The organism is Fretibacterium sp. OH1220_COT-178 (assembly GCF_003860125.1).
In the GTDB taxonomy this organism is placed as follows: Bacteria; Synergistota; Synergistia; order Synergistales; family Aminobacteriaceae; genus CAJPSE01.
This window is the reverse complement of record NZ_RQYL01000002.1, coordinates 105,918-125,629: the sequence shown is the minus strand read 5'-3', so window position 1 is coordinate 125,629 and position 19,712 is coordinate 105,918. Positions and strand designations below refer to the sequence as shown.

At 60.0% G+C, this 19,712-nt stretch carries 15 protein-coding genes, 1 tRNA gene and 1 pseudogene; 9 read left to right on the top strand and 8 right to left on the bottom strand.

The window, feature by feature from the left end:
- The first annotated feature begins 18 nt into the window (after positions 1-18).
- Positions 19-1,908 carry a molecular chaperone HtpG gene (gene htpG, locus EII26_RS01465; RefSeq protein WP_124887354.1) on the top strand — a complete coding sequence of 630 codons (1,890 nt, stop codon included), beginning with the start codon at positions 19-21 and terminating at the stop codon, positions 1,906-1,908.
- Between the two features lie 35 nt (positions 1,909-1,943).
- Positions 1,944-2,507, top strand: a complete 564-nt coding sequence (locus tag EII26_RS01460; RefSeq protein ID WP_124887353.1) for a hypothetical protein — start codon at positions 1,944-1,946, stop codon at positions 2,505-2,507.
- 20 nt (positions 2,508-2,527) lie between these two features.
- Here EII26_RS01460 and phoU read toward each other — a convergent pair whose 3' ends face one another.
- From phoU to EII26_RS01425, 7 genes are all read right to left on the bottom strand, one after another.
- Positions 2,528-3,205 carry a phosphate signaling complex protein PhoU gene (gene phoU / locus EII26_RS01455; protein ID WP_158612088.1) on the bottom strand — a complete coding sequence of 226 codons (678 nt, stop codon included), beginning with the start codon at positions 3,203-3,205 and terminating at the stop codon, positions 2,528-2,530.
- Between the two features lie 106 nt (positions 3,206-3,311).
- A complete protein-coding gene (locus EII26_RS01450; RefSeq protein ID WP_124887351.1) occupies positions 3,312-4,892 on the bottom strand; it encodes a Na/Pi cotransporter family protein in 1,581 nt (526 codons plus the stop codon).
- Between the two features lie 214 nt (positions 4,893-5,106).
- A complete protein-coding gene (locus tag EII26_RS01445) occupies positions 5,107-5,799 on the bottom strand; it encodes a LexA family protein (RefSeq protein ID WP_124887350.1) in 693 nt (230 codons plus the stop codon).
- Positions 5,800-6,369: 570 nt separating this feature from the next.
- Complete coding sequence (locus tag EII26_RS01440) at positions 6,370-7,464, bottom strand: AI-2E family transporter (RefSeq protein ID WP_158612087.1); 1,095 nt, start codon at positions 7,462-7,464, stop codon at positions 6,370-6,372.
- Positions 7,465-7,641: 177 nt separating this feature from the next.
- Positions 7,642-8,613: an ABC transporter permease gene (locus EII26_RS01435; protein WP_124887348.1), complete on the bottom strand. Its 972-nt coding sequence runs from the start codon at positions 8,611-8,613 to the stop codon at positions 7,642-7,644.
- A gap of 89 nt (positions 8,614-8,702) precedes the next feature.
- Complete coding sequence (locus EII26_RS01430) at positions 8,703-10,235, bottom strand: sugar ABC transporter ATP-binding protein (protein WP_124887347.1); 1,533 nt, start codon at positions 10,233-10,235, stop codon at positions 8,703-8,705.
- Between the two features lie 69 nt (positions 10,236-10,304).
- Complete coding sequence (locus EII26_RS01425) at positions 10,305-11,246, bottom strand: sugar ABC transporter substrate-binding protein (protein WP_124887346.1); 942 nt, start codon at positions 11,244-11,246, stop codon at positions 10,305-10,307.
- A 397-nt stretch (positions 11,247-11,643) separates the two neighbouring features.
- Here EII26_RS01425 and EII26_RS01420 point away from each other — a divergent pair, with 397 nt between their 5' ends.
- From EII26_RS01420 to EII26_RS13340, 3 genes are all read left to right on the top strand, one after another.
- Positions 11,644-12,753 carry an A/G-specific adenine glycosylase gene (locus EII26_RS01420; protein WP_158612086.1) on the top strand — a complete coding sequence of 370 codons (1,110 nt, stop codon included), beginning with the start codon at positions 11,644-11,646 and terminating at the stop codon, positions 12,751-12,753.
- A 53-nt stretch (positions 12,754-12,806) separates the two neighbouring features.
- Positions 12,807-12,884, top strand: a tRNA-Pro gene (locus EII26_RS01415).
- 99 nt (positions 12,885-12,983) lie between these two features.
- Positions 12,984-14,927 carry a YgiQ family radical SAM protein gene (locus EII26_RS13340; protein WP_233572533.1) on the top strand — a complete coding sequence of 648 codons (1,944 nt, stop codon included), beginning with the start codon at positions 12,984-12,986 and terminating at the stop codon, positions 14,925-14,927.
- 4 nt (positions 14,928-14,931) lie between these two features.
- On the opposite strand, the pseudogene EII26_RS01405 reads toward EII26_RS13340, so the two are convergent.
- A pseudogene (locus tag EII26_RS01405) lies at positions 14,932-15,696 on the bottom strand (DMT family transporter); the annotation flags it as partial.
- Positions 15,697-16,074: 378 nt separating this feature from the next.
- Between EII26_RS01405 and EII26_RS01400 the strand changes: the two are divergent.
- The 4 genes from EII26_RS01400 to EII26_RS01385 all read left to right on the top strand — a co-directional run bounded on the left by EII26_RS01400 (position 16,075) and on the right by EII26_RS01385 (position 19,711).
- Positions 16,075-16,995, top strand: coding sequence for a DUF4365 domain-containing protein (locus EII26_RS01400; RefSeq protein WP_233572536.1), 921 nt, complete (start codon positions 16,075-16,077; stop codon positions 16,993-16,995).
- A gap of 52 nt (positions 16,996-17,047) precedes the next feature.
- The gene (locus tag EII26_RS01395) at positions 17,048-18,235 is read left to right on the top strand and encodes an HD-GYP domain-containing protein (protein ID WP_124887341.1); all 1,188 of its coding nucleotides are present in this window, start codon (positions 17,048-17,050) and stop codon (positions 18,233-18,235) included.
- A gap of 119 nt (positions 18,236-18,354) precedes the next feature.
- Positions 18,355-18,585, top strand: a complete 231-nt coding sequence (locus EII26_RS01390; protein ID WP_124887340.1) for a 4Fe-4S dicluster domain-containing protein — start codon at positions 18,355-18,357, stop codon at positions 18,583-18,585.
- On the top strand, positions 18,578-19,711 hold the full coding sequence (locus EII26_RS01385; protein ID WP_124887339.1) for a 2-oxoacid:acceptor oxidoreductase subunit alpha: 1,134 nt from the start codon (positions 18,578-18,580) through the stop codon (positions 19,709-19,711). Before EII26_RS01390 ends, EII26_RS01385 begins: the two co-directional genes overlap by 8 nt.
- The last annotated feature ends 1 nt before the right edge of the window (position 19,712 follow it).

The following is a 19,712-nucleotide window of genomic DNA, read 5'->3' as shown; positions in this document are numbered from 1 at the left end:
GAAGGGAGATCTGGCCTTATGGCGGAGGAAAAATTCCAATTTCAATCGGAGGCTGCTGAGCTTCTGAGGTTGATGATACACTCGGTGTATTCCAACCGGGACATTTTTTTGCGCGAGCTGATTTCCAACGCCTCTGACGCGCTGGATAAGCGTCGGATCGAGGCCCTGTTCGACAGCGAGCTGGCGGGCTTCGATCCGGAGATTCGTATCGTCCGTGACAGGGAAGCTCGCACTCTGACGGTCTCGGACAACGGAATAGGCATGACGCGCGAGGAGATTGTGCGATATCTCGGCACCATCGCCAAGTCGGGAACCCGTGAGTTCCTGGCTGCAAACGGGGACGAGAACGCAGGGGAGCAGCTGATCGGACAGTTTGGGGTGGGGTTCTACTCGGTCTTCATGGTCGCCGACCGGGTGACACTCGTCTCCCGTAAGCTGGGGACGAACGAGGCCTTCCGCTTCGAGTCCGACGGCCAGGGGGGGTATTCCCTGTCCGATGCCGAACGGCCGGAATGCGGTACGACGGTCACCCTTTACCTGCGTCCGGTCGGCGAGGACGAGAAGGACTACACCGAGGAGTGGACGATCCGCGATATCGTCAAGCGGTATTCGGATTTCATCGCCTGGCCAATCCTTCTGAATACCTCCCAATGGAAGGACGGCAAGGAGTCTTTTCAGGACGAGGTCATCAACTCCCGGAAGGCGATTTGGTGCCGTGCGGAGGGCGAGGTTTCGGAGGAGGAGTACCACGAGTTCTATCGCCATCTGACGCACGACTGGAAGGCCCCCCTGACCCGCATCGTCCTGAACGCGGAGGGAACCGTCAGCTTCAAGGGGTTGCTCTTTGTTCCCTCCGAGGCTCCCTTCGACCTCTTCATGGACCCGAAGGCCGGGGGGATCAGCCTCTACATCAAGCGAGTCTTCATTATGAACGACTGCCACGACCTCATTCCCGAGTATATGCGATTCGTGAGGGGCGTCGTGGATTCCGAGGACCTCCCGCTGAACATCTCCCGGGAGATTCTGCAGGACAACCCGATCATCCGGGTCATCCGCCGCAGCACGCAGCGCAAGGTTTTTGCCTCCCTTCGGAGGATGCTGGAGTCCGAGAGGGAGGCCTACGAGAAGTTCTGGAGCACCTTCGGCAGGGTGCTGAAGGAGGGGCTCGTCCGGGACCGGGAACACTCGGCGACGATCCTGGAGCTGGCGTTGTTCCGCTCGACCGCCCAGGAGGGCTGGACGACCCTCGCAGGCTATAGGGAACGCATGAAGTCGGATCAAGAGGGGATTTTCTGCCTGGCAGGCCGGGACCTGGCGGCGCTCAAGGCGTCCCCCAAGCTGGAGCGTCTTGTGGAGAAGGGATACGAGGTCCTGTTGTTGACGGATCCGGTGGACGAGGTGGTCCTTGCGGAAGGGCCCGAGTTCGAATCCCTCAAGCTTCTGAATGTGGCAAGCGATTCCGTTCATCCTTCAAGTGAGGACGAGCGCAGGGAGGAGGAAGCCCGCCTCAAGGCGCTCGAGTCGGACTTTGCCCCCCTCAGGGAACAAACGCTGAAGATCTTTGGGGATTCTCTGGAGGACGTGCGTCTCTCGCTTCGGATGACCTCCTCTCCGGCCTGCCTGGTGGATTCCCGAAACGGCATGTCCCTCCAGATGGAACAGCTCATGCGTGCGATGGGAGGGGAGGTACCGTCCCAAAAGCGTATTCTGGAGCTGAACGCCGGGCATCCTCTTGTCCTCCGCCTTCTGAAGATGGCTGAGGAGGAGGACGAGAGGGTCGAAAACTTCCTGGGTGTCCTGTATGATCAGGCGCTGATCCTGGAGGGGGGAACGGTCTCCGATCCGTCCGTTTTCGTCAAAAGGCTGAGTGCGGTTATGGCTTTGGCCCTGGAGGGAGAGGGCGAGTAGAGCAAACGAATTTCTGACGGCCGTCCGCTGGGCGGATGGCCGATGCTATGGGGGTGGACGCAATAGCGGTCAAAAAGAGCTCAAAGAAGTCGGAGGTTCAGGAACCGAAGGACGAGGTTGAAGTTCGGACTCCCTCCTCGGCGCTGTCCGAGGAGACCATCTCGGAGGGAGGGGAGTCGGCCTTCGTCCTGCAGTACGATACGAACTCGAACCAACGCTATGTGGATTCGACGTCGCAGAAGAGCGAGTTCGACAAGGTCCTGGACGAGCTTGCGTCGATCAGCAGGGAGACGCTCGAATGGGACGTGGAAAAATTCACCCGGAAATATGCGGGGGACGAGGAGGAGATCCTTGCCCGCAAGCTGGAGTCCTTCTTGGGGGCCTTCATTACGAACGCCGCGCTCGAGCTTTACAACCGCGGGTATCCGGAGGTCGCCTTTCGACGTTTGGAGCAGGCGAGGAACGTTCTGGAGGCCAGGCAGAAGCTCGATCTGGAGGTCGAGGCCATCAAGGCGAAGCAGGATGAATCCTTCGACATCTCGGATATGTTGGGCCTCTTCGACGGGGAGGAGCAAGAGGACGGGGAGCCCGCCGAATGACCCCCAAGAGCGGGAAAAGATCACTCCGAGGAATTCAGGTCCTTGTTGGGGTCCGATTCCGAGGCGATGCGTTCTCCCGTGATCATAAAGCAAATGTACTCAGCGACGTTGGCGATGTGGTCGCCCGCTCGTTCGAGGTGTCGGGCCAGAGCCAGGATATAGGCTTGACGGCGGATCCTGTCGTTGTCCTTGACTGAGATGTTATCCAGAAAGGATTCGTAGAGTTTGTTGTAGCGCTCATCGATGGACCTGTCTCTGGCAAAGACCTGTCGTGCGAGGGAGAGGTCCTGTTTTTCGAAAGCCTTCAGGACATCCTTCAGTTGTTCGAGAAGCGAGTCCTTCATGGAGCGGATCTCCTCGAGGTCGTCCGATTCCCGGATGATGGAGCGGTGGAGCAGCAGGTGGCGAGCGAGGTTCGTGCTCTCGTCGGCGACGCGCTCGAGGTCCGTCGTCAGTTTGATGACGGCGAACAGGAAGCGCAGGTCGTCATGGATCGGCTGGCGTATGGCCATGGTCGAGAGGCATTCCCAGTCGATCTCCATCTCCTGGCGATCGACCTCGTTGTCCTGTTCGATGACGGAACGGGCGTCCTTGTCGTCGTTGCTTTCGAAGACGTACAGGCTTCGCGCCAGCATTTCATGCGTCATCCGCCCCATCTCGAGAACCTCTCGGGTTATGCGCGCCTTGTCCTGAGCCATCAGGATTTCGTCGAGAGCTTTTTCCTCGCCGATCAGGGGTTTAGGTCTCGAGGAGGCGAGAGGCCTTCCCCAAAATCGCCCAAAGACGTTCTGCATTTTCATCCCATCACTCCATTGCACGGTATAGGGAGAACTTGGACTCGTTGTGCTCCAGGTTCTTCAGCATATGTTCGGCCGCATACACGGTGCGCCCCAGGACGGCCAGAATCATCATCAGCTCCCGCCCGTTTTCCCCGTATTGCCTGTCCAGATCCAGCAATAATGCGTAGCCCAGGCTGTCCTCACAGATACGAAAGTTCTCGATGTGGCTTCTTGCGGATCGGGCAATGGCCTCGTCTCCAAGGACGAAGAAGCGGAAGGAATGGCGCAGAAGGGTTAAAAAACTGAGGATCAACCCGTCCAGGGCGCCGTTTTCCATGAAGTTGGGCATCCAGAGCTGGGAAAGCTCGAAATGGATGCCGGAGGCCATGGTCTCGAAGGAGGAAAGCGTGATCGAAAGGTTGAAGTGCTTCCGCCTCAGGGCCAGAGCTCCCTGGGGAATCGGAATGGCCGAGAAGTAGGTCCGGCACTCTCGAAACAGGCTCCATATATCCTCCTGAAGTTTGGGGAGCCGCTTGCGCTCCGAGGGAAAGGAGAAGAGGATCTGGAAATAGGCCTCGAGAAAATTGGAGAGCCGCACCAGCTCGCGCGAAAGAAGCGTCAGGGCTATGGCCGGGACGTTCTGCAGTTCGGGGTTGAGATAGGCGGGCTCGGCAGGACTGCGCGCGGAGGGAAAAACATGTTCGCATATCCGGCGGAGAATCGGTGCGAAGGGCGTGACGACGAGGGCGTTGACGAAGGCCAGCAGAATCTGGAAAAAGACCAGGGAGGAACTGACCGACAAACCCATCCGTCGAAACAGGGTTGGCATAAACGGAATTGCACAGGCCATGACGAGGGCTCCCAGGATCTTGTAGACCACCGTCGCCAGACCCAGACGACGGGCGTTGAGTTTGCCGCTCAGGCCCGAGATGAGGATGATGGTGGTCGAGCCTATGTGGGCGCCCAGAACGATGGCCATGCCCGCGGTCGGGGAGATCAGGCCGGTGCCGGCGACGGATATGGCGATGGCGACGACCGCGGTGTTGTTCTGGATCAGGGAGGTGAGCAGAAAGGACACGAGGCCGATCAGGAAAGAGTTGCGGCTGCTCCAAAGGATAAGGCTGCGGACATCGGGGTTTTCCACGATGGGAACGACTCCGGCCTGGATGGCGAGCATTCCCAGGAAGATGAGCCCGATGCCCTGAAGGATGCGCCCGTAATTGCGAATCTCGGGCTTGCGTGAAAGACGGATCATAAGCAGGCTTGCGAAAAGCAGAAGGGGACCGAACCTGACGACATTGAGGCTGATCAGGAGGATGACCAGTCCCCCTCCCAGACTGGCTCCGCTCATGGCCAGGATGGCCTCGGTCAGCTGCATGGTGCCGATATCGACGAAACCGATCGCCAAAGACGTGGCAATCGTGCTGTTCTGGGAGAACAGCGTCAAAAAAACTCCGAAGACGAAGGGCATGAAACGTCCTCTCGCCAGTCGGAAGAGCATCCGATGAAGCCATCCTCCCACTACCTGAAAGCTTTCCCGGCAGGTCTCGACTCCGAAGAGAAAAAGGGCAAGTCCGCCCAGGACGGTGAAAAAGCCTGAAAGCACCCCCTTCCCTCCTTCGCCTCGTCGTCGTTCATCGGTTTAGAACAGCATTATACTCCAGACCGACGGGGGAAAGGACGACAGAAATACGTCCTTTTCCATTTTTTGCCGCTCCGCAAGCCGCCATGGCCAGGACAAAATTTTGGGGGCGGCGGCAAGGGCGTTCCGAAAGGTTCGAGCGCCGGCCCTGTATCCCGGAGGGAGGGGACGCGGAAGATTAAAAGATGCTTTTGGGAACGCCCATGTTGAGCCAGCGGACCACTTTGCCCAGGACCTCCAGAGATTCGATCTCGTCCTTCTCCACCCATATGGAGCGAAAGTCCTTGTTGGCCGGGCGAAGCTCCACACGTCCATCCCGATAGAATATGATGCCCTTGACGGAGCATCGCTCATTCCAGCGGATGTAGGCGATGTCCCCACTCTTGACCTCGATGTTGGGATTGACCAGAATCAGGCAGCCGTCGTCGATATTGGCGCCGATCATGCTCTCCCCCTCCACTCGTACGAAGTAGGGTTTTTCAGGCCCGACGGGCCCTCCCGTTTCGAGTGTTGGCCAAGGCATCCACTCCTTCACCCCCGATTCGACATCCGTCCAATTGAAACCGCTGCCCGCGCAGGCCTCCTGATCCAGGATCGGAAGGTAGATCTGCGGCGGAACGATCGGTTCCGGTTCCTGATACGCAGTCTCGCTCTCCCGAGCCCGGCCCTCCACGAGGTAGCCCACAGTGACGCCCAGGACGTGAGCGATCCTCTCCTTGATGGAGTCCTTGATCCCTATGCTCCCGATTTCGTAGCGGTATAGGGTGTTGGGAGCAACCCCCAAGCGGCGGGCGAGCTCCGGGCGTTTCATCCCGATCCTTTCCCTGCAGGCTTTGATCCGCTCCCCAATGGTCGAGGCATCCTTCTTCACGGGGCTTCCTCCTCTCGTGTCTGCCGGCCTAGCTTATCCTACTCCAAGAAAGGCATTCTGTTAAGCCCCTTCCTCCTCTCCCCTGCTCGGACAGGCGAGGACGAGAGGTGTTTGGAGGGGCTTTCAACGACGTTTTTATGCCTTAAATACCTTTTGCGTATTGATTATACTACGTATTACGTAGTATAATCAATCGTGAAGATCACGAAGAGCATAAGTTCGAGCGGATGCGGAACAGAAGGAGGACGCGCCTATGTTGGAAAGGATTCTGTCGGGCTTGGGGGACGCTTATTTTTTTCAGCAATGCATCGTTTTCCTGTTGTGGATGGGGCTTTTGAGAATCGCCTATGGGGAGGTCCGGGCGTTGTGGAGGGAAGGGCCTAGAAAAAACGAGACCGCGGTTGGGTTTTTGGAGCGCGAAGACAACGGATGCCTTCGCGCAGGCTCTGCCGGGAGCGGGCGTAAGGTGCCCGAGAGAGCCTGGAGGGTGGGTGGTGAGGCGCCTCTTCCATTACGCCGCGGGCCCGTGAGACGGATCAGAAAAGCCGAGGTTTTTTGAACGAAAGCCACCTACTCGAAATCCTCGGAGGTGTTCGGGACATTGGTCTGAACGTGTGTTTTCGTTTTCCTCCTGACGACGGGGGGAGCGGCCATCAGGGCGTCCTTGCCGCTGCCCATCAGGACTGCGATGGGGCGTAAAGACTGGATGTTCTCGCATACGATCTTGATGATCGAAGCGATGGGGACGGACAGGAGGGCGCCGGGGATTCCCCAGATCGTTCCCCAGAGCAGAAGGGAGAGAAGGATGACGATCGGGCTCAGGCCCAGCCGGTCCCCCACCACCTTGGGGGTGATCACGTTGCCTATGGTGATCTGAATGGCCGTCAGGGAAAAAAAGACCGCAAGAGGTTTGAATAAGCTGGGCGAGAACTGGAGTGCTGCCATAAGTACGGGGGGGATGGTGGCGATGATGGAGCCCACGGTGGGGATGAAGTTCAGCAGAAAGGTCAGTACGCCCCAGCCGGCAGCCAGTTCGACTCCCATGGCGGCAAGCAGGAGCCAGGCGCAGAAGCCCGTGGCCAGACTAATGAGCGTCAACGTGCCCAGATAGCGGCTTATTTGCTGGGAAACGGTGTCCAGGATGTTCTTAATCCTGAAGGCATTGGGCCCGGAAAAGGATTTGTCGATTTTTTCGTTGACGTAGGGGGCCTCCAGGAGCATGAACATCAGAAAGACAAGCGTAAGGACAAATTTGCTGGAAAAGGTGAGGATCAATTCCGAAATGTTGCGCACATAGCGCCCCAGAAGGTCGAGCCAGTTGAAATCGGAGATCGTCGAGGGGGGGATGCTCAAAGCCTTCAAAACCGAGTGGAACATCGTGTTGAGCTTTGAATAGTACAGGTTGTAGGCCCGGTTGAACTCGACGGCCTGAGAGGCGCAAAAGTAGATTCCAAGGATGCAGAGGCCAAAAAAAATGGCGAATACCAGTGTGATGTTCAGGGCCGGAGGCAGATGAAGTTTCCAACCCAGCCGAATGACCGGACGGAAGACCTGCAGGATGAACCACGCGACGACCAGCGGAATGAACACCCCGCTGGCCAGGTTCAGAACCGTGCAAAGCGCTATTGCAGACAACAGGGCAACAAGTCCTACCAAGACCTTCATGTTCATTCCGCATCCCCTCGTCCCGGATTTTCATACCCGTCGTCCACACAGAAAGCAACCGACCTCAATATTTACTATACCCTAAAAACGCAGAATTGGAATTCCGTCCCCAAGGATTTTTTTTCGCAAGCTTTCCCTTGAAAACTTTTACTGAAAGATCCTTTTCATCCGGTGGCCTCAGGAGAGCATCCGCGAAAGCCGCACGCGGTAGGTGTCCAAAACGACGGCTCCCACAATGATGAGCCCCGTGACGATTTGACGTGAAAAGTCCTTCATGCCCAGGAGCAGCAAGCCGTTGTTCAAGACGCCGATGATCGCGGCTCCGATCAGGGTTCCGATGAGGGATCCCTTGCCGCCGCTCATGCTGGTCCCGCCGATGACGACCGCGGCGATGGCGGAGAGCTCGAAGCCCGCCCCCAGAATCGGGCTGGCTATGTTCAGGCGAAGCATGTACATGATGGCGGCGATGCCGACCATGCCCCCGCAAAGGATAAAGGCCCATATCTTGTAGACGCGCGTATTGTGCCCGCAGAGCCTTACGGCCTCCTCGTTGTTGCCGATGGCATAGATCATGCGGCCGAAAACCGTCCGTCTCAGTGCCAGATGACCGAGAACCACGCCCAGGACCGCCAGAATGAAGATTGCAGGAACTCCGGCGGCCGAGAGGGTGCCAAAATCGTTGAAGGCCTTGGGAAACGAAAAGATGGTCCGGGAGCCGCTGATCTGGAGTGCGGCACCGCGGGCGACGTTGAGCATTCCGAGGGTCACGACAAAGGAGTGGACCCTCCATTTTTCCGAGACGAAACCGTTGAACAGGCCGCAGAGCATTCCGCAGAGGATGCTCACGGCTATGGCCCCGGCTATGGCGATGGGAAGGGGCAGGCTGGCCGCCGTCAGGACCTTCCCCGCCAAAATCGTGCAAAGAGCCAGCACGGACCCGACGGAGAGGTCGATCCCGCCCAGGAGGATGACGAACGTCATGCCTGTCGAGATCACCGTGTTGATGCTGATTTGGGTGAATATGTTGGAGATGTTGTTCATGGAGGCGAAGTTCGGCACGAACAGGGCGAACGAAGCGCACAGGACCAGGAATATGACGCCGATTCCCGCCTCGTTGAGCAGAAGCTTGAGCAGTTTTTTGCTTTTCATGAATCTCACCTCGAGAGGGAACAAAGCGACATTTCCCAGGAGAGGGAAATAAGCCCTTGGAGGCTCAACCTCCCTTGTCCCCATTGTTTTCAGCGGAGATAGTTTTTATAGGCAAAGGAGAGAATTTTTTCCTGATCGAAAGCCTTTCGGGGGACCTCGGCCACAATTTCCCCGTCGGAAAATACCAGAATGCGGTGACAAATTCCCATGAGTTCGCTGAGGTCCGAAGAGACGACCAGAATTCCCTTCCCTTCGGCCAGCAGCCTCCAGAGAAGCAGGTAGATCTCGTATTTTGCCCCGACGTCGATTCCGCGGGTCGGCTCGTCGAAGATCAACACCCGAGCGTCCCTCAAAAGCCATTTGGCGAGGACCACCTTCTGCTGGTTGCCGCCGGAAAGATTTCGGACGAGCTGATCCACCGAGGGCGTGCGGATCGACAGACTCTCGCAGAACTCCTCGGCGCGGTGCCGCTCCTCCCCGAAGTCGAGGATGCCGCTGTGGCTGACCTTCTGGAGACTTGCCAGAGACACGTTTTGGACGACGGGCAGATCGAGCACCAGGCCCTGTTCCTTTCGGTCCTCGGTGAGCAGGCAGATTCCGGAGCGCACCGCATCCGATGGACTCGAAATGCGGACCTCGGTGCCATCCAGCAGGATTTCCCCCGCCTCCTTGGGGTCCGCGCCGAAAAGGGCCCTCATGGCCTCGGTCCTGAGGGAACCGACGAGCCCGGAGATGCCCAGAATTTCGCCCTTTTTCAACACGAAGGACAGACTGTGCGGATTTCCCCGAAAGCGCAGGCCACGGACCTCGAGAATGGGCTGCTCCGTCACGGGGGAGCCCTCCAAAAATGGGTATTCGGAGTCCATCTGGCGCCCGACCATGGCGGAGACGATCTGCGGCAGGTCCATTTCGGCTACGGGGCGGGTCAGCACCATGGAACCGTTCCGCAGGACGGAAAGGGTGTCGGCGATTTTGAAGATCTCCGAGAGGTGATGGGAGATGTAGATGACGGAGAGGCCGTCTTTCTGCAAGTCCCTCAATATTTGGAAGAGGCGTTCCGCATCTTTTGCGGAAAGGCTGGCGGTGGGTTCGTCCAGAATCAGGAGCTTGCAACTCTGCGAGAGTGCACGCGCAATTTCGACCAGCTGCATCTGCGCCACCCCAAGCCGTTCCACCTGGGATGCCGGATCCACATCCAAGCCCACTCGTTTCAGGAGCGCCAGCGCGCTTTCGTGAAGACGCCGGATATCCAGAAAAGGACCCCGGCGGGGCAGGGAATCGAGAAAGATGTTCTCGGCGACGGAAAGATACGGCAGCAGGTTCAGCTCTTGGTGCACCACGCGGATGCCGGCCGCAATGGCGTCATGAGGTGTGCGTGGGGAGTAGGGGCGACCATCGAAGGACATGGTTCCTTCATCCGGAAGATATCCGCCGGTCACGATGCGGACCAGCGTGGATTTGCCGGCCCCGTTCTCGCCCAGGAGCGCATGAATGGAACCCCTTCCGATATTCAGCTTGACGGAGGAAAGCGCCCGAACTCCGGGAAACGTCTTGCCGATGCCTCGAATGCTCAGAATGTGTTGCTCCGCGGAACGCTCCAAAGCATCATCTCCCCCCCTCATGACCTCTCGCGAGCCTTCACCGCTTTTTTTGAGGAGGGGGGCTTGGAGCCCCCCTCTTATGGAGTCGAGCTATTTCTTGGCCTCAAGCGTCTCCTTGGAGACGACCTCCACCGGAGTCTTCTCCCATCCCTCGAGTTTCTCGCCTTTCTTGATGCGGAATCCGACCTTGATTGCATTGGCGGCCATGTCGGGGCCGAACTGGTCGACCGTTGCCAGCATCTTGCCCTCCAGAATCAGGTTCTGACAGGCCTCGATGTTGTCGAACCCGACGACGGCGATCTTGTCGAGCTTGCCCGCCGCCTCGATGGCCTTGACGACGCCCAGGGCCATGGAATCGTTGGCGCACATCACGCCCTGCACGTCGGGGTGTTTGGTCAACAGATTGGTCATGACGGTGTTGGCCTCCTCGGTCTCCCAGTGGGCCGTCGTCGACGCCAGCAGATCGAGCTGATACTCGTCCACGACCTTCATGAAACCGGCTTTGCGCTGTTTTGCATTATCCGCACCGGGGTTCCCCTCGATGATGATCACCTTCGCGCCCTTGCCCAGCTTCTCGGCCATGTACTTGCCCACAAGCTCGGAGCCCAGGGTATTGTCCGGGCCGACGAACAGGAAGTTCTCGGGAAGTCCGTTATCCACGAGGGCCTTCTTGTCGAGGGTGACGTCGAAGTTGACCACGGGAATTCCCGCGTCGACGGCCTTCTTGACCGAGGGGACCAGGCCGACGGAATCCGCGGGCGCCAGAACGATGAAGTCGACCTTCTGGGTGATGAAGTTCTCCATGGCGCTGATCTGGGTGTCGATATCCGTCTCGGAGTTCATTCCCACAGGAATGAGCGTAAAGGAGCCGTCCTCCTGAGCATATTTGACCGCTCCCTCCTCCATGGTTTTGAAAAACTCGTTGGCCAGCGACTTCATGACGAGTCCGACGACGGGTTTCGTCTCGGCCGCAAGCGACGCCGGAGCACAGAACAGGCTCATAACCAGAGCGAACAAAAGAATGCGCTTCATTGAACAGTCCTCCCATTTTTTATCTCAGAGTCTGGACGCGTTACGCTCTTCCGCCAGCTTCTTTTATTATAATACACGGTGCGCCGGCGGTGGAGCCCGGTCGTATTGCCATCGTGATGCCCGGATGGTTGCCGGCTTCCGTCCCATTTTGTATCGGAAAGGAGAGGGTGTCCCATGTTGCGAAGGCCGCATAGGTCCGCATTGCCGATTGCGCCCTGTCCGCTCGAGGGGGCTTGGGCGGCCCCTGTGCGCGGCGTCGACGGCGGATCGGGAGGTTCGCATCGCGATCGGAAGACCGCCCCTTGCACTGGATGGGGGCGGCGGGAGGGTCGTTCGGTGCGGGGGCCGAACCCGGAACCTGCCTGTGGGGGCGCCTGAGAGCGCCGAGAAGGTGAGCATGAACCGTTTTTCACCGACGGAGCGGGAGGCGCTCTGCGGCCGTCTCCTGGCGGACTGGTTCGCCCGCAACGCGCGGGCCTTGCCCTGGCGTGAGGGCTACGATCCCTATAAGGTGCTGGTGTCGGAATTCATGTTGCAACAGACGCAGGTGGGGACGGTGCTGCCATACTTCGAGCGGTGGATGGCGGCCTATCCGGACCTCGTCTCCCTGGCTCGCGCCGACGAGTCGGATGTCCTGAAGCTCTGGGAGGGGCTTGGGTATTATTCCCGTTGCCGCAATCTGCTGAGGTCCGCCAGAGCGATGGCGGCGGAGGGACTTACCCTGCCGCCCCCGTCCGCGGAGAGGCTTCGTTCCTATCCGGGGATAGGGGAGTACACCGCCGGGGCCGTGGCTAGCGTGGCCTACAACCTCTCCGTTCCTGCGGTGGACGGCAATGCCGAACGGGTGATCGCGCGCTTCGAGGACATCGCGCTTCCCGCGGGGAGCGCTGCGCTCAGACGGCGGGTGACTCAGGTCGTTGGGCGCATGCTTCCGGAAGGTCGTGCCAGGGAGCTGAACCAGGGGTTGATGGACCTGGGGGCGACGGTCTGTCTGCCCCGAAGTGCGGAGTGTCCAAAATGCCCCTGGCGTCCGTATTGCAGGGCCGCAGAGCGTTCCGATCCCCTCAGCCGTCCTTTGCCCCGGCTTCGTTCCGACGTGCGTCGAATCGAGGCATGGGGGGTCGTATGCCTTGCGGATAGAGGGTGTCTGCTGCGTCGGCGTCCGGACCGGGGGCTTTGGGCATCGATGTGGGAACTGCCGTGGTTCGAGCGCGAGTCCGAGGACTTCGAGGCCGACTGCCGGGATTGGGGACGCCCATGGGGCCTCTTCCCCGACTCCTGTCGGGAGGCGGGGCGGGTGGATTTTTCCTTCACGACGCATCGAGTGAGGGCCTGGGTTGTGGTCTGTCGCATGGGGTCGGCGCCCCATATCGCGGATCCGGAGACCTGGAGGCTCGTTCCCTTTCAAAATTTGTCCGGCCTCACCCTTCCGGCCCCGAGTCGCAAGTTCCTGAGGGCGTTTGAGGAAAACGAGATTCTGTTTGACGAGATAATGGGAAAGTGTTAGAATTCCCTTCGTCTTTGCGAGGCGGTGCCGGCCGCTGGAAGCGAAGATTTTTTCGGGGCGTAGCGCAGCCTGGTTAGCGCGCTTGGTTCGGGACCAAGAGGTCGGAGGTTCAAATCCTCTCGCCCCGACCATGGACTGTAAAAGAAGGCTTGGGGTCAAACGCCCGAGCCTTCTTTTGTCTGTGCATAATCTGCGGGAGGACTTTCATGGATTCGAGAGGAGGAGGGAGCGTGTCTCGGTCGAGCTGGGGAGGACGGGGCGGGAGGCCGTCCCTTACGGGACGCACGGCTTTTTTGCCCGTGACCCGCGGGGATATGGATGCCCGTGGATGGGATGCCCTGGACTTTCTGTTCGTCAGCGGCGATGCCTACGTCGACCATCCTTCTTTTGCGGCCGCACTGATCTGTCGTCTTCTCGAACGCGAGGGCTACAGGGTCGGCATCGCTGCACAGCCGGACTGGCGCCGGGACGACGATTTTCTCGTCATGGGACGTCCCCGCCTCGGAGTCCTCGTGGGAGCCGGAAATCTGGATTCCATGCTCGGCAAGCTGACCGCAGCGAAGAAGGTGCGCGGCACGGACGCCTATTCTCCCGGAGGGCGCAGGGGGTTGCGCCCCGACCGTGCGACCCTGGTCTACTGTCAATGTGTGCGCCGCCTTTGGGGGGATATTCCTTTGATTATCGGCGGGATCGAGGCCAGTTTGCGACGCTTCGCTCACTACGACTACTGGTCGGATGCCCTGAGGCGCTCCATCCTGGTCGACAGTCAGGCCGACCTTCTGGTCTATGGAATGGGGGAGCGGCCGATTCTGGAGATTGCCGGCGCTTTGGCCGCGGGGGTTCCGATCGGCGCGGTCCGCAGCGTGAGGGGCACTTGTTATGCCGCGGGGGCGGACGAACTGCCGGAGACGTTTCTCGAGTTGCCGTCCTGGATGGAGGTTGCGGAGGACAAGCGCCGCTTTGCCGAGGCCTACCGGCTTGCCTCTCTGGAACAGGACCCGATCTGGGGCAAGGCCCTCGTACAGCGCCATGAAAAAAAGGCCGTGGTCCAGCTTCCCCCCGCCTCCCCCCTCTCGGAAGGGGAGATGGACCGCGTCTACGACCTTCCCTATGCCAGAGCCTGGCACCCGATGTACGATGCCGCGGGCGGCGTCCCCGCCCTCTCCGAGGTCAAGTTCAGCGTAACCAGCCATCGGGGCTGTTTCGGAAGCTGCGCCTTCTGCGCCATCCATGCCCATCAGGGACGGATCATTCAAGCCCGCAGCCACGAGTCGATTCTTCGGGAGGTTCGAATCCTGACAACCCTGCCGGGGTTCAAGGGGTATATTCACGACGTGGGGGGCCCGACGGCGAATTTCCGGCATCCCTCCTGCTCCTGCCAGGTCGATCGAGGGGCCTGCAAGGGGAGGGAATGTCTGTTCCCGACGCCCTGCAGGAACCTGGACACCAGCCATGCGGATTACCTCGAGCTCTTGAGAAAGTGCAGGGCGGTTCCCGGGGTGAAAAAGGTGTTCGTTCGTTCGGGCCTGCGCTACGACTACCTTCTGCTGGACGTTCAGGGGGGGCGCGCGTTCCTGGAGGAACTGTGCGCGCACCACGTCAGCGGACAGCTCAAGGTGGCGCCCGAACACGCTTCCCCTGCGGTGCTGAAGCGCATGAGGAAGGGGGACATCGGACAGTACCGAAAGTTCATGGCCCTCTACGCGGCCGTCAACGAGCGCCTGGGCAAGCGGCAGTACCTCGTGCCGTACTTTATGACGTCGCATCCCGGCTCCGGCTTGAAGGAGTCCGTGGAGCTTGCGGAGTTCGCCGCGGAGCTGGATTTTTGTCCCGAGCAGGTCCAGGACTTCATCCCCACGCCGGGGAGCCTGGCGACCTGCATGTACTATACCGGGATCGATCCCTTTACTCGGGAGAAAATCTTCGTCCCCAGGACCGAGGGGGAGCGGCGCGATCAGCGCGCCCTGCTCCAGCATCGAATGCCCCGGCACCGCGAGCGGGTTCTGGAGGCCTTGAAAAGGGCCGGCAGGATGGACTGCGTCAAAAATCTTCTTCCCGGGGCGGAGAGGCAGGGATCGAGGAACCTCCATGGGGCGCGCGGAGGAGGGGAGCCAGCTCGACGAGAAGGACGGAGGAGAAGATCAGCGCACAGCCGACCGCCATCCGGAATGTAAAAACCTCGCCGAGCAGAAGGATGCCGCCGAGAAGGCCGAACACGGATTCGAGTCCCAGCAGAAGGGCGGCATGGCTCGGCAGGGTGAATTTTTGGGCGCAGTTCTGGATGAGGAAGCAGGCGAAGGTTCCAAAGAAGGTCGCGAACACGACCGAGAGAAGCCCCCTGGTGCCCTGCCACACGAAGGGGTCCCCGGAGACGAGTCCCATCGATCCGGAGAGCGTTGCCGTGACCAGAAATTGGACGAAGGTCAGTACGATGGGGTCCCCTCCGGCCGCGTAGTATCCTATGGCGATGATCTGTCCCGCGAAGAAGAAGGTCGAGATGACGGTCAGGATGTCTCCGATGTTTATCGGCCCGGCGAGATCCGATGTCAGCAGCGCCATTCCCGCAAAGCATACGAGGGAACACGCCAGGGTGATGATTCCGGGGAAGACCCGACGTATCGCCCACAGGAGCAGGGGAACGAGGACCACGTAACCCGCGGTCAAAAAGGCCTGTTTGCCTGCGGTGGTGTAATTCAGCCCCAGGGTTTGGAGCCCCATGCCCATGAACAGAAGCAGGCCGATGACGGCCCCGCCGCACAAATCTTTGCCGCAGGCTCTCTTGATGCGCCGTGCGAAAAAGATCAGCATCAGGAGCGTTCCGCCGCCGAAACGCAGGAGAAGCAGCCACCAGGTGGAGTAGGCGGAGAGCCCCGATTTCATGGCGACAAAGCCCAGTCCCCACAAGAAGGCACACACCAGCAGGGCCGCGTCGGCAAACCACATCCGAGCCCGGGGCGTCAGTCGGAGCGCTTGGCTTAAGGGAAGGCCTCCCTGGTCCCTGTTTGACGTCGAGCGAAATTCACCGTTCACGGCCGAGTCCCTCGTCTTTCATCCGAATTTTGCTCGACCCCGGGCGAACGAGTGCGGAACGGTCCGGGCGTCGGCGAACTCGTACGGGATCGTCTTGCCTCCGAACCCCGCGGGAAAGCGCTGTTTTCCATTTTTCAAGTCTACCACGGCCGGACGCTTGGCGCGCGGCGCGATTGGGGGAAAGGGCATTTTTTTATTCGAGCGGGGCCGTTTTTCTCCGGGGAATGAGGTAAAATACTTAAGATTGTAGGAACGAGTCCTTATCAGGTGAGGTGGAGACTCTTGAACGATATGGCCGAGCGCATCGGCGTCTATGCGGCAAGCCGGATCTCCGCACGGCTTCCGGGACTGATCTTCCGGGGGCAGCGCGGTGGGGATACGGGCCTGAACGCCCATTTGGAGGTTGTCGAAGCCTACCCCAAAATGGGCAAGGTCGTTGGCCTTCAGATTCGCTCCGACGAGGAGGGCGAGCTCGAACGCACGGCCCGGGGGTACGTATGCCGCGGTGAGATGGCCCATGTCGCCTATTGGCTTCAGCATTCCCTTCCGGTGCTCGTGATGGTCCACGAGCGCCGGAACGACCGCATCCTGTGGGAGGTCGTCTCCCCGGAGACGATCGAGGTGTCGGCGGAGAGCTGGGAGCTTCTTGTCCCTCACGATCAGGTCTACGGTCCGGATGCCGTCGGTGCGATTGCCGAGCTTCCCTGCTACAGCCCCTACCTGGCACGGCTCGCACTGGACAGGCCTTGGATGGAGCTGATCGAGGGAGGGTGCGGTGTCCTTTTGGAGATGGACGAGTGGATCAATCGGCCCTCGGCACAGGGAAGCCTTCGGGTTTGCGTCTTAAAGGAGGGGGGAGAGCGGGACGCCGTTTTCGAGTGGCCGTTCCAGACCCATGCCGACATGCCTCACGTCTTTCGGCTTCCCTCCCTTTTCCCCTGGGCGCACATCGAGGTCGATCGGGCCTTTTATCGTGAAAGGGGGGCGGCGTCGGACGACCGGGGCGGATCGTTGTTTCCCTGGACCGTCGAGGCGGGGGAGATCGCCCGTTTCCAGCTGAGGCTGTCCTTGAACGACCTTGGGCGTTCCTTCCTGATGACGCAGCGCTTCCTGAGGCGCGGAGAATTCCCCGAAGTGGAGACGGGAGGAGACCTTGGAGAGGATTACAGAAGAGGGATCAAGTTCCAGATCTACGATAGGGGACGCAATTAGTTCAATGCTCGGAGAGAGCATCCTCTTTCGCCGCTCGGCGGAGGTCTAGAAGATGGACGGAACCCATAACGCCGAGACGAAGATCCGGCGGGAGGTCCCTCTGGAGGAGCTGCCAAATTTTTGTTCCGGCGTGGGGGAGGTGGCCGACGACATCATAGGCGAGTCCGGGGGAATTCTCATTCCGCGAGGCACTCGCCTGTCCTCCCTCGAGGCCTCCATCGACAAGGTCCAGGCGAAGCTGCAGCGAGCGAATATCGTTGCGGTTCCCGTCGTGTTGCCCGGAGAGCCCGGCATGGAGCAGCTGGAGGCCTTTTTGAGGGAGACCGACCCCGCAATTCTGCCGCTCGATCCCGAGCTGGCGCGCCAAACGGTCTCCCAGGTGGAGGACGTCTTCGGGCGAATCAAGGAGGGCGACTGCAGCACCGAGGATATTCACAGCCTGGCGGAGCAGGGGCGGACTCTCGCACGAAGGATATCGGGAGCGCCTCAGTTGATGTTCTGCCTGGGGCAGGTGCGGAGTTGGGATGAATATACGAGCGTTCACTCCCTCAATGTCGCGCTGCTGTCCAGCTTCCTGGCGGAGCGGATGTTCCCGGGACGCACCGAACTGGCCGAGTTCATGGCCATCGGAGGCATCCTGCACGACCTGGGAAAGGCCCGGGTTCCTCTGGACATCCTGAACAAACCGGGCAGGCTGACGGACGGGGAGTTCGCCATCATGAAGAGGCATCCGGAGCTCGGCGTCGAGCTGGCGGTGAGGAACGGCATTTCGGACCGTCGTGCCCTCGAGGTGATTCGGGGACATCACGAGCGTTTCAACGGCGGGGGTTACCCGGACAACCAGGACAAGAACACGATTTCGATCGAGGCGAGGATCGCCGCGGTCGCGGATGTGTTCGATGCCCTGACCGCCAAGAGGGTCTACAAGGACCCCATGCCGAGCCGAGAGGCCCTGTCCGTGATGACCGGAGCGATGTCCGCACATTTTGATCCCGACGTCATGAGGGTGTTGCTTATGTCCGTGGGGATCTATCCTGCGGGCTCCCTGGTGGAGCTCTCGGACGGGAGCGTTGGGACGGTGGTGGGGGCCTACAGCAAGGATCTCGTGCGCCCCAAGGTTGCCCTTCACCTCGACCGGTTCGGAAAAAGGCTGCTGGAAAAACAACTTGTGGACCTGTGCGAGGAGAGGGATTTGTTCGTCAAACGTTCGCTTCAGTCCGATGACAAGCGGGCGTTTTGAGGGGATGGAAGCCGAACCCGCAGACTTTTCGCTCGAGTGCAGTACCTTCCGAGGATCGTGCCGATCGTCTGGCGGTCCTCGGAATTTCTTGTCTCGTCTTTTGCAAATCTCAAGGGGGTGTGTTGCCGTTGGCTGAAAAGAAGCAGTTCAAGGTGGGGGTGAACAACGCGTGGTGCAAGGGGTGCTCCCTGTGTATCGGTGTTTGTCCCAAATCCGTTCTGGAGTTGAGCGATCGTCTGAAATCGACCCCAGCGCGGGAGAGCGACTGTATCGGTTGTCGTCAGTGTGAGAACATCTGTCCGGATCTTGCGATAACGATCACGGAGAAGGGGGGAGAGGCAGATGCCTGAGGTCGATTTCTGGCAGGGCAACACCGCTTTGGCGCACGGCGCCCTCATGGCAGGGTGCAACTTCTTCGGGGGCTATCCCATCACTCCTTCCACGGAGATCGCCGAGGTGATGGCGGAGGAGCTTCCCAAACGGGGCGGGCATTTCATCCAGATGGAGGACGAGATTGCCGGGATCGCCTCGATCATCGGGGCATCCATCGCCGGGGCCAAGGCTTTGACGGCGACCTCCGGGCCCGGATTTTCTCTGAAGCAGGAGAATTTGGGGCTTGCCTACATCGCGGAGGTTCCCATCGTGGTCGTGGACGTCATGCGCGGAGGACCTTCGACCGGAACGCCGACGAAGACGGCCCAGCAGGACGTCATGCAGGCGCGGTGGGGTACCCACGGCGACCACGCGACGATCTGCTATTCGCCCTCCTCGGTGCAGGAGTGCTACGATCTCGCGATCAAGGCCTTCAACATGGCGGAGCGTTTCCGTCAGCCCGTACTGATCCTCAGCGACGAGGTCGTGGGACACATGCGGGAGAAGATCGTCAAGAAGGATGCCTCGGCCGTCAAGCTGGAGAACCGGCCGCGTCCTTCGGTCGCACCCGAAAAATTCACGCCCTACGAGCCCAATCCCGTAACGGGGGTGCCCGCCATGGCATCCTTTGGGGACGGGTACACCTGGCACGTCACCGGCCTCACCACCAACGACTGGGGCTTTCCGACGAACAATCCGCCCGAGATCGAGAAAAAGATGCTGCGCCTGATGAGCAAGGTCGAGCGGGCCAGGAACGAGATCGTCGAGTACGAATCGGAGTTCATGGACGGGGCGAGCATTGTGGTCGTGGCCTATGGCAGCGTCGGCCGGTCCGCCCTGCGTGCCGTTCGTGATGCGCGCAAAAAAGGGATTCCCGCGGGGTTCTTCCGTCCCATCACCCTGTGGCCCTTCCCCGATCAGGAGCTGGCCCGGATGGCGTTGGGGGCGAAGACGATCATCGTTCCCGAGCTGAACTGCGGGCAGATGGTCCTGGAGGTGGAGCGGCTGTTCCGCGGGCGGAGCGACGTCCAGCCTTTGAACCTCGTGAATGGCGAGCTTTTCAAGCCTTCCGAGATTGGACGCAAGATCGAGGAGGTGGCGTAAC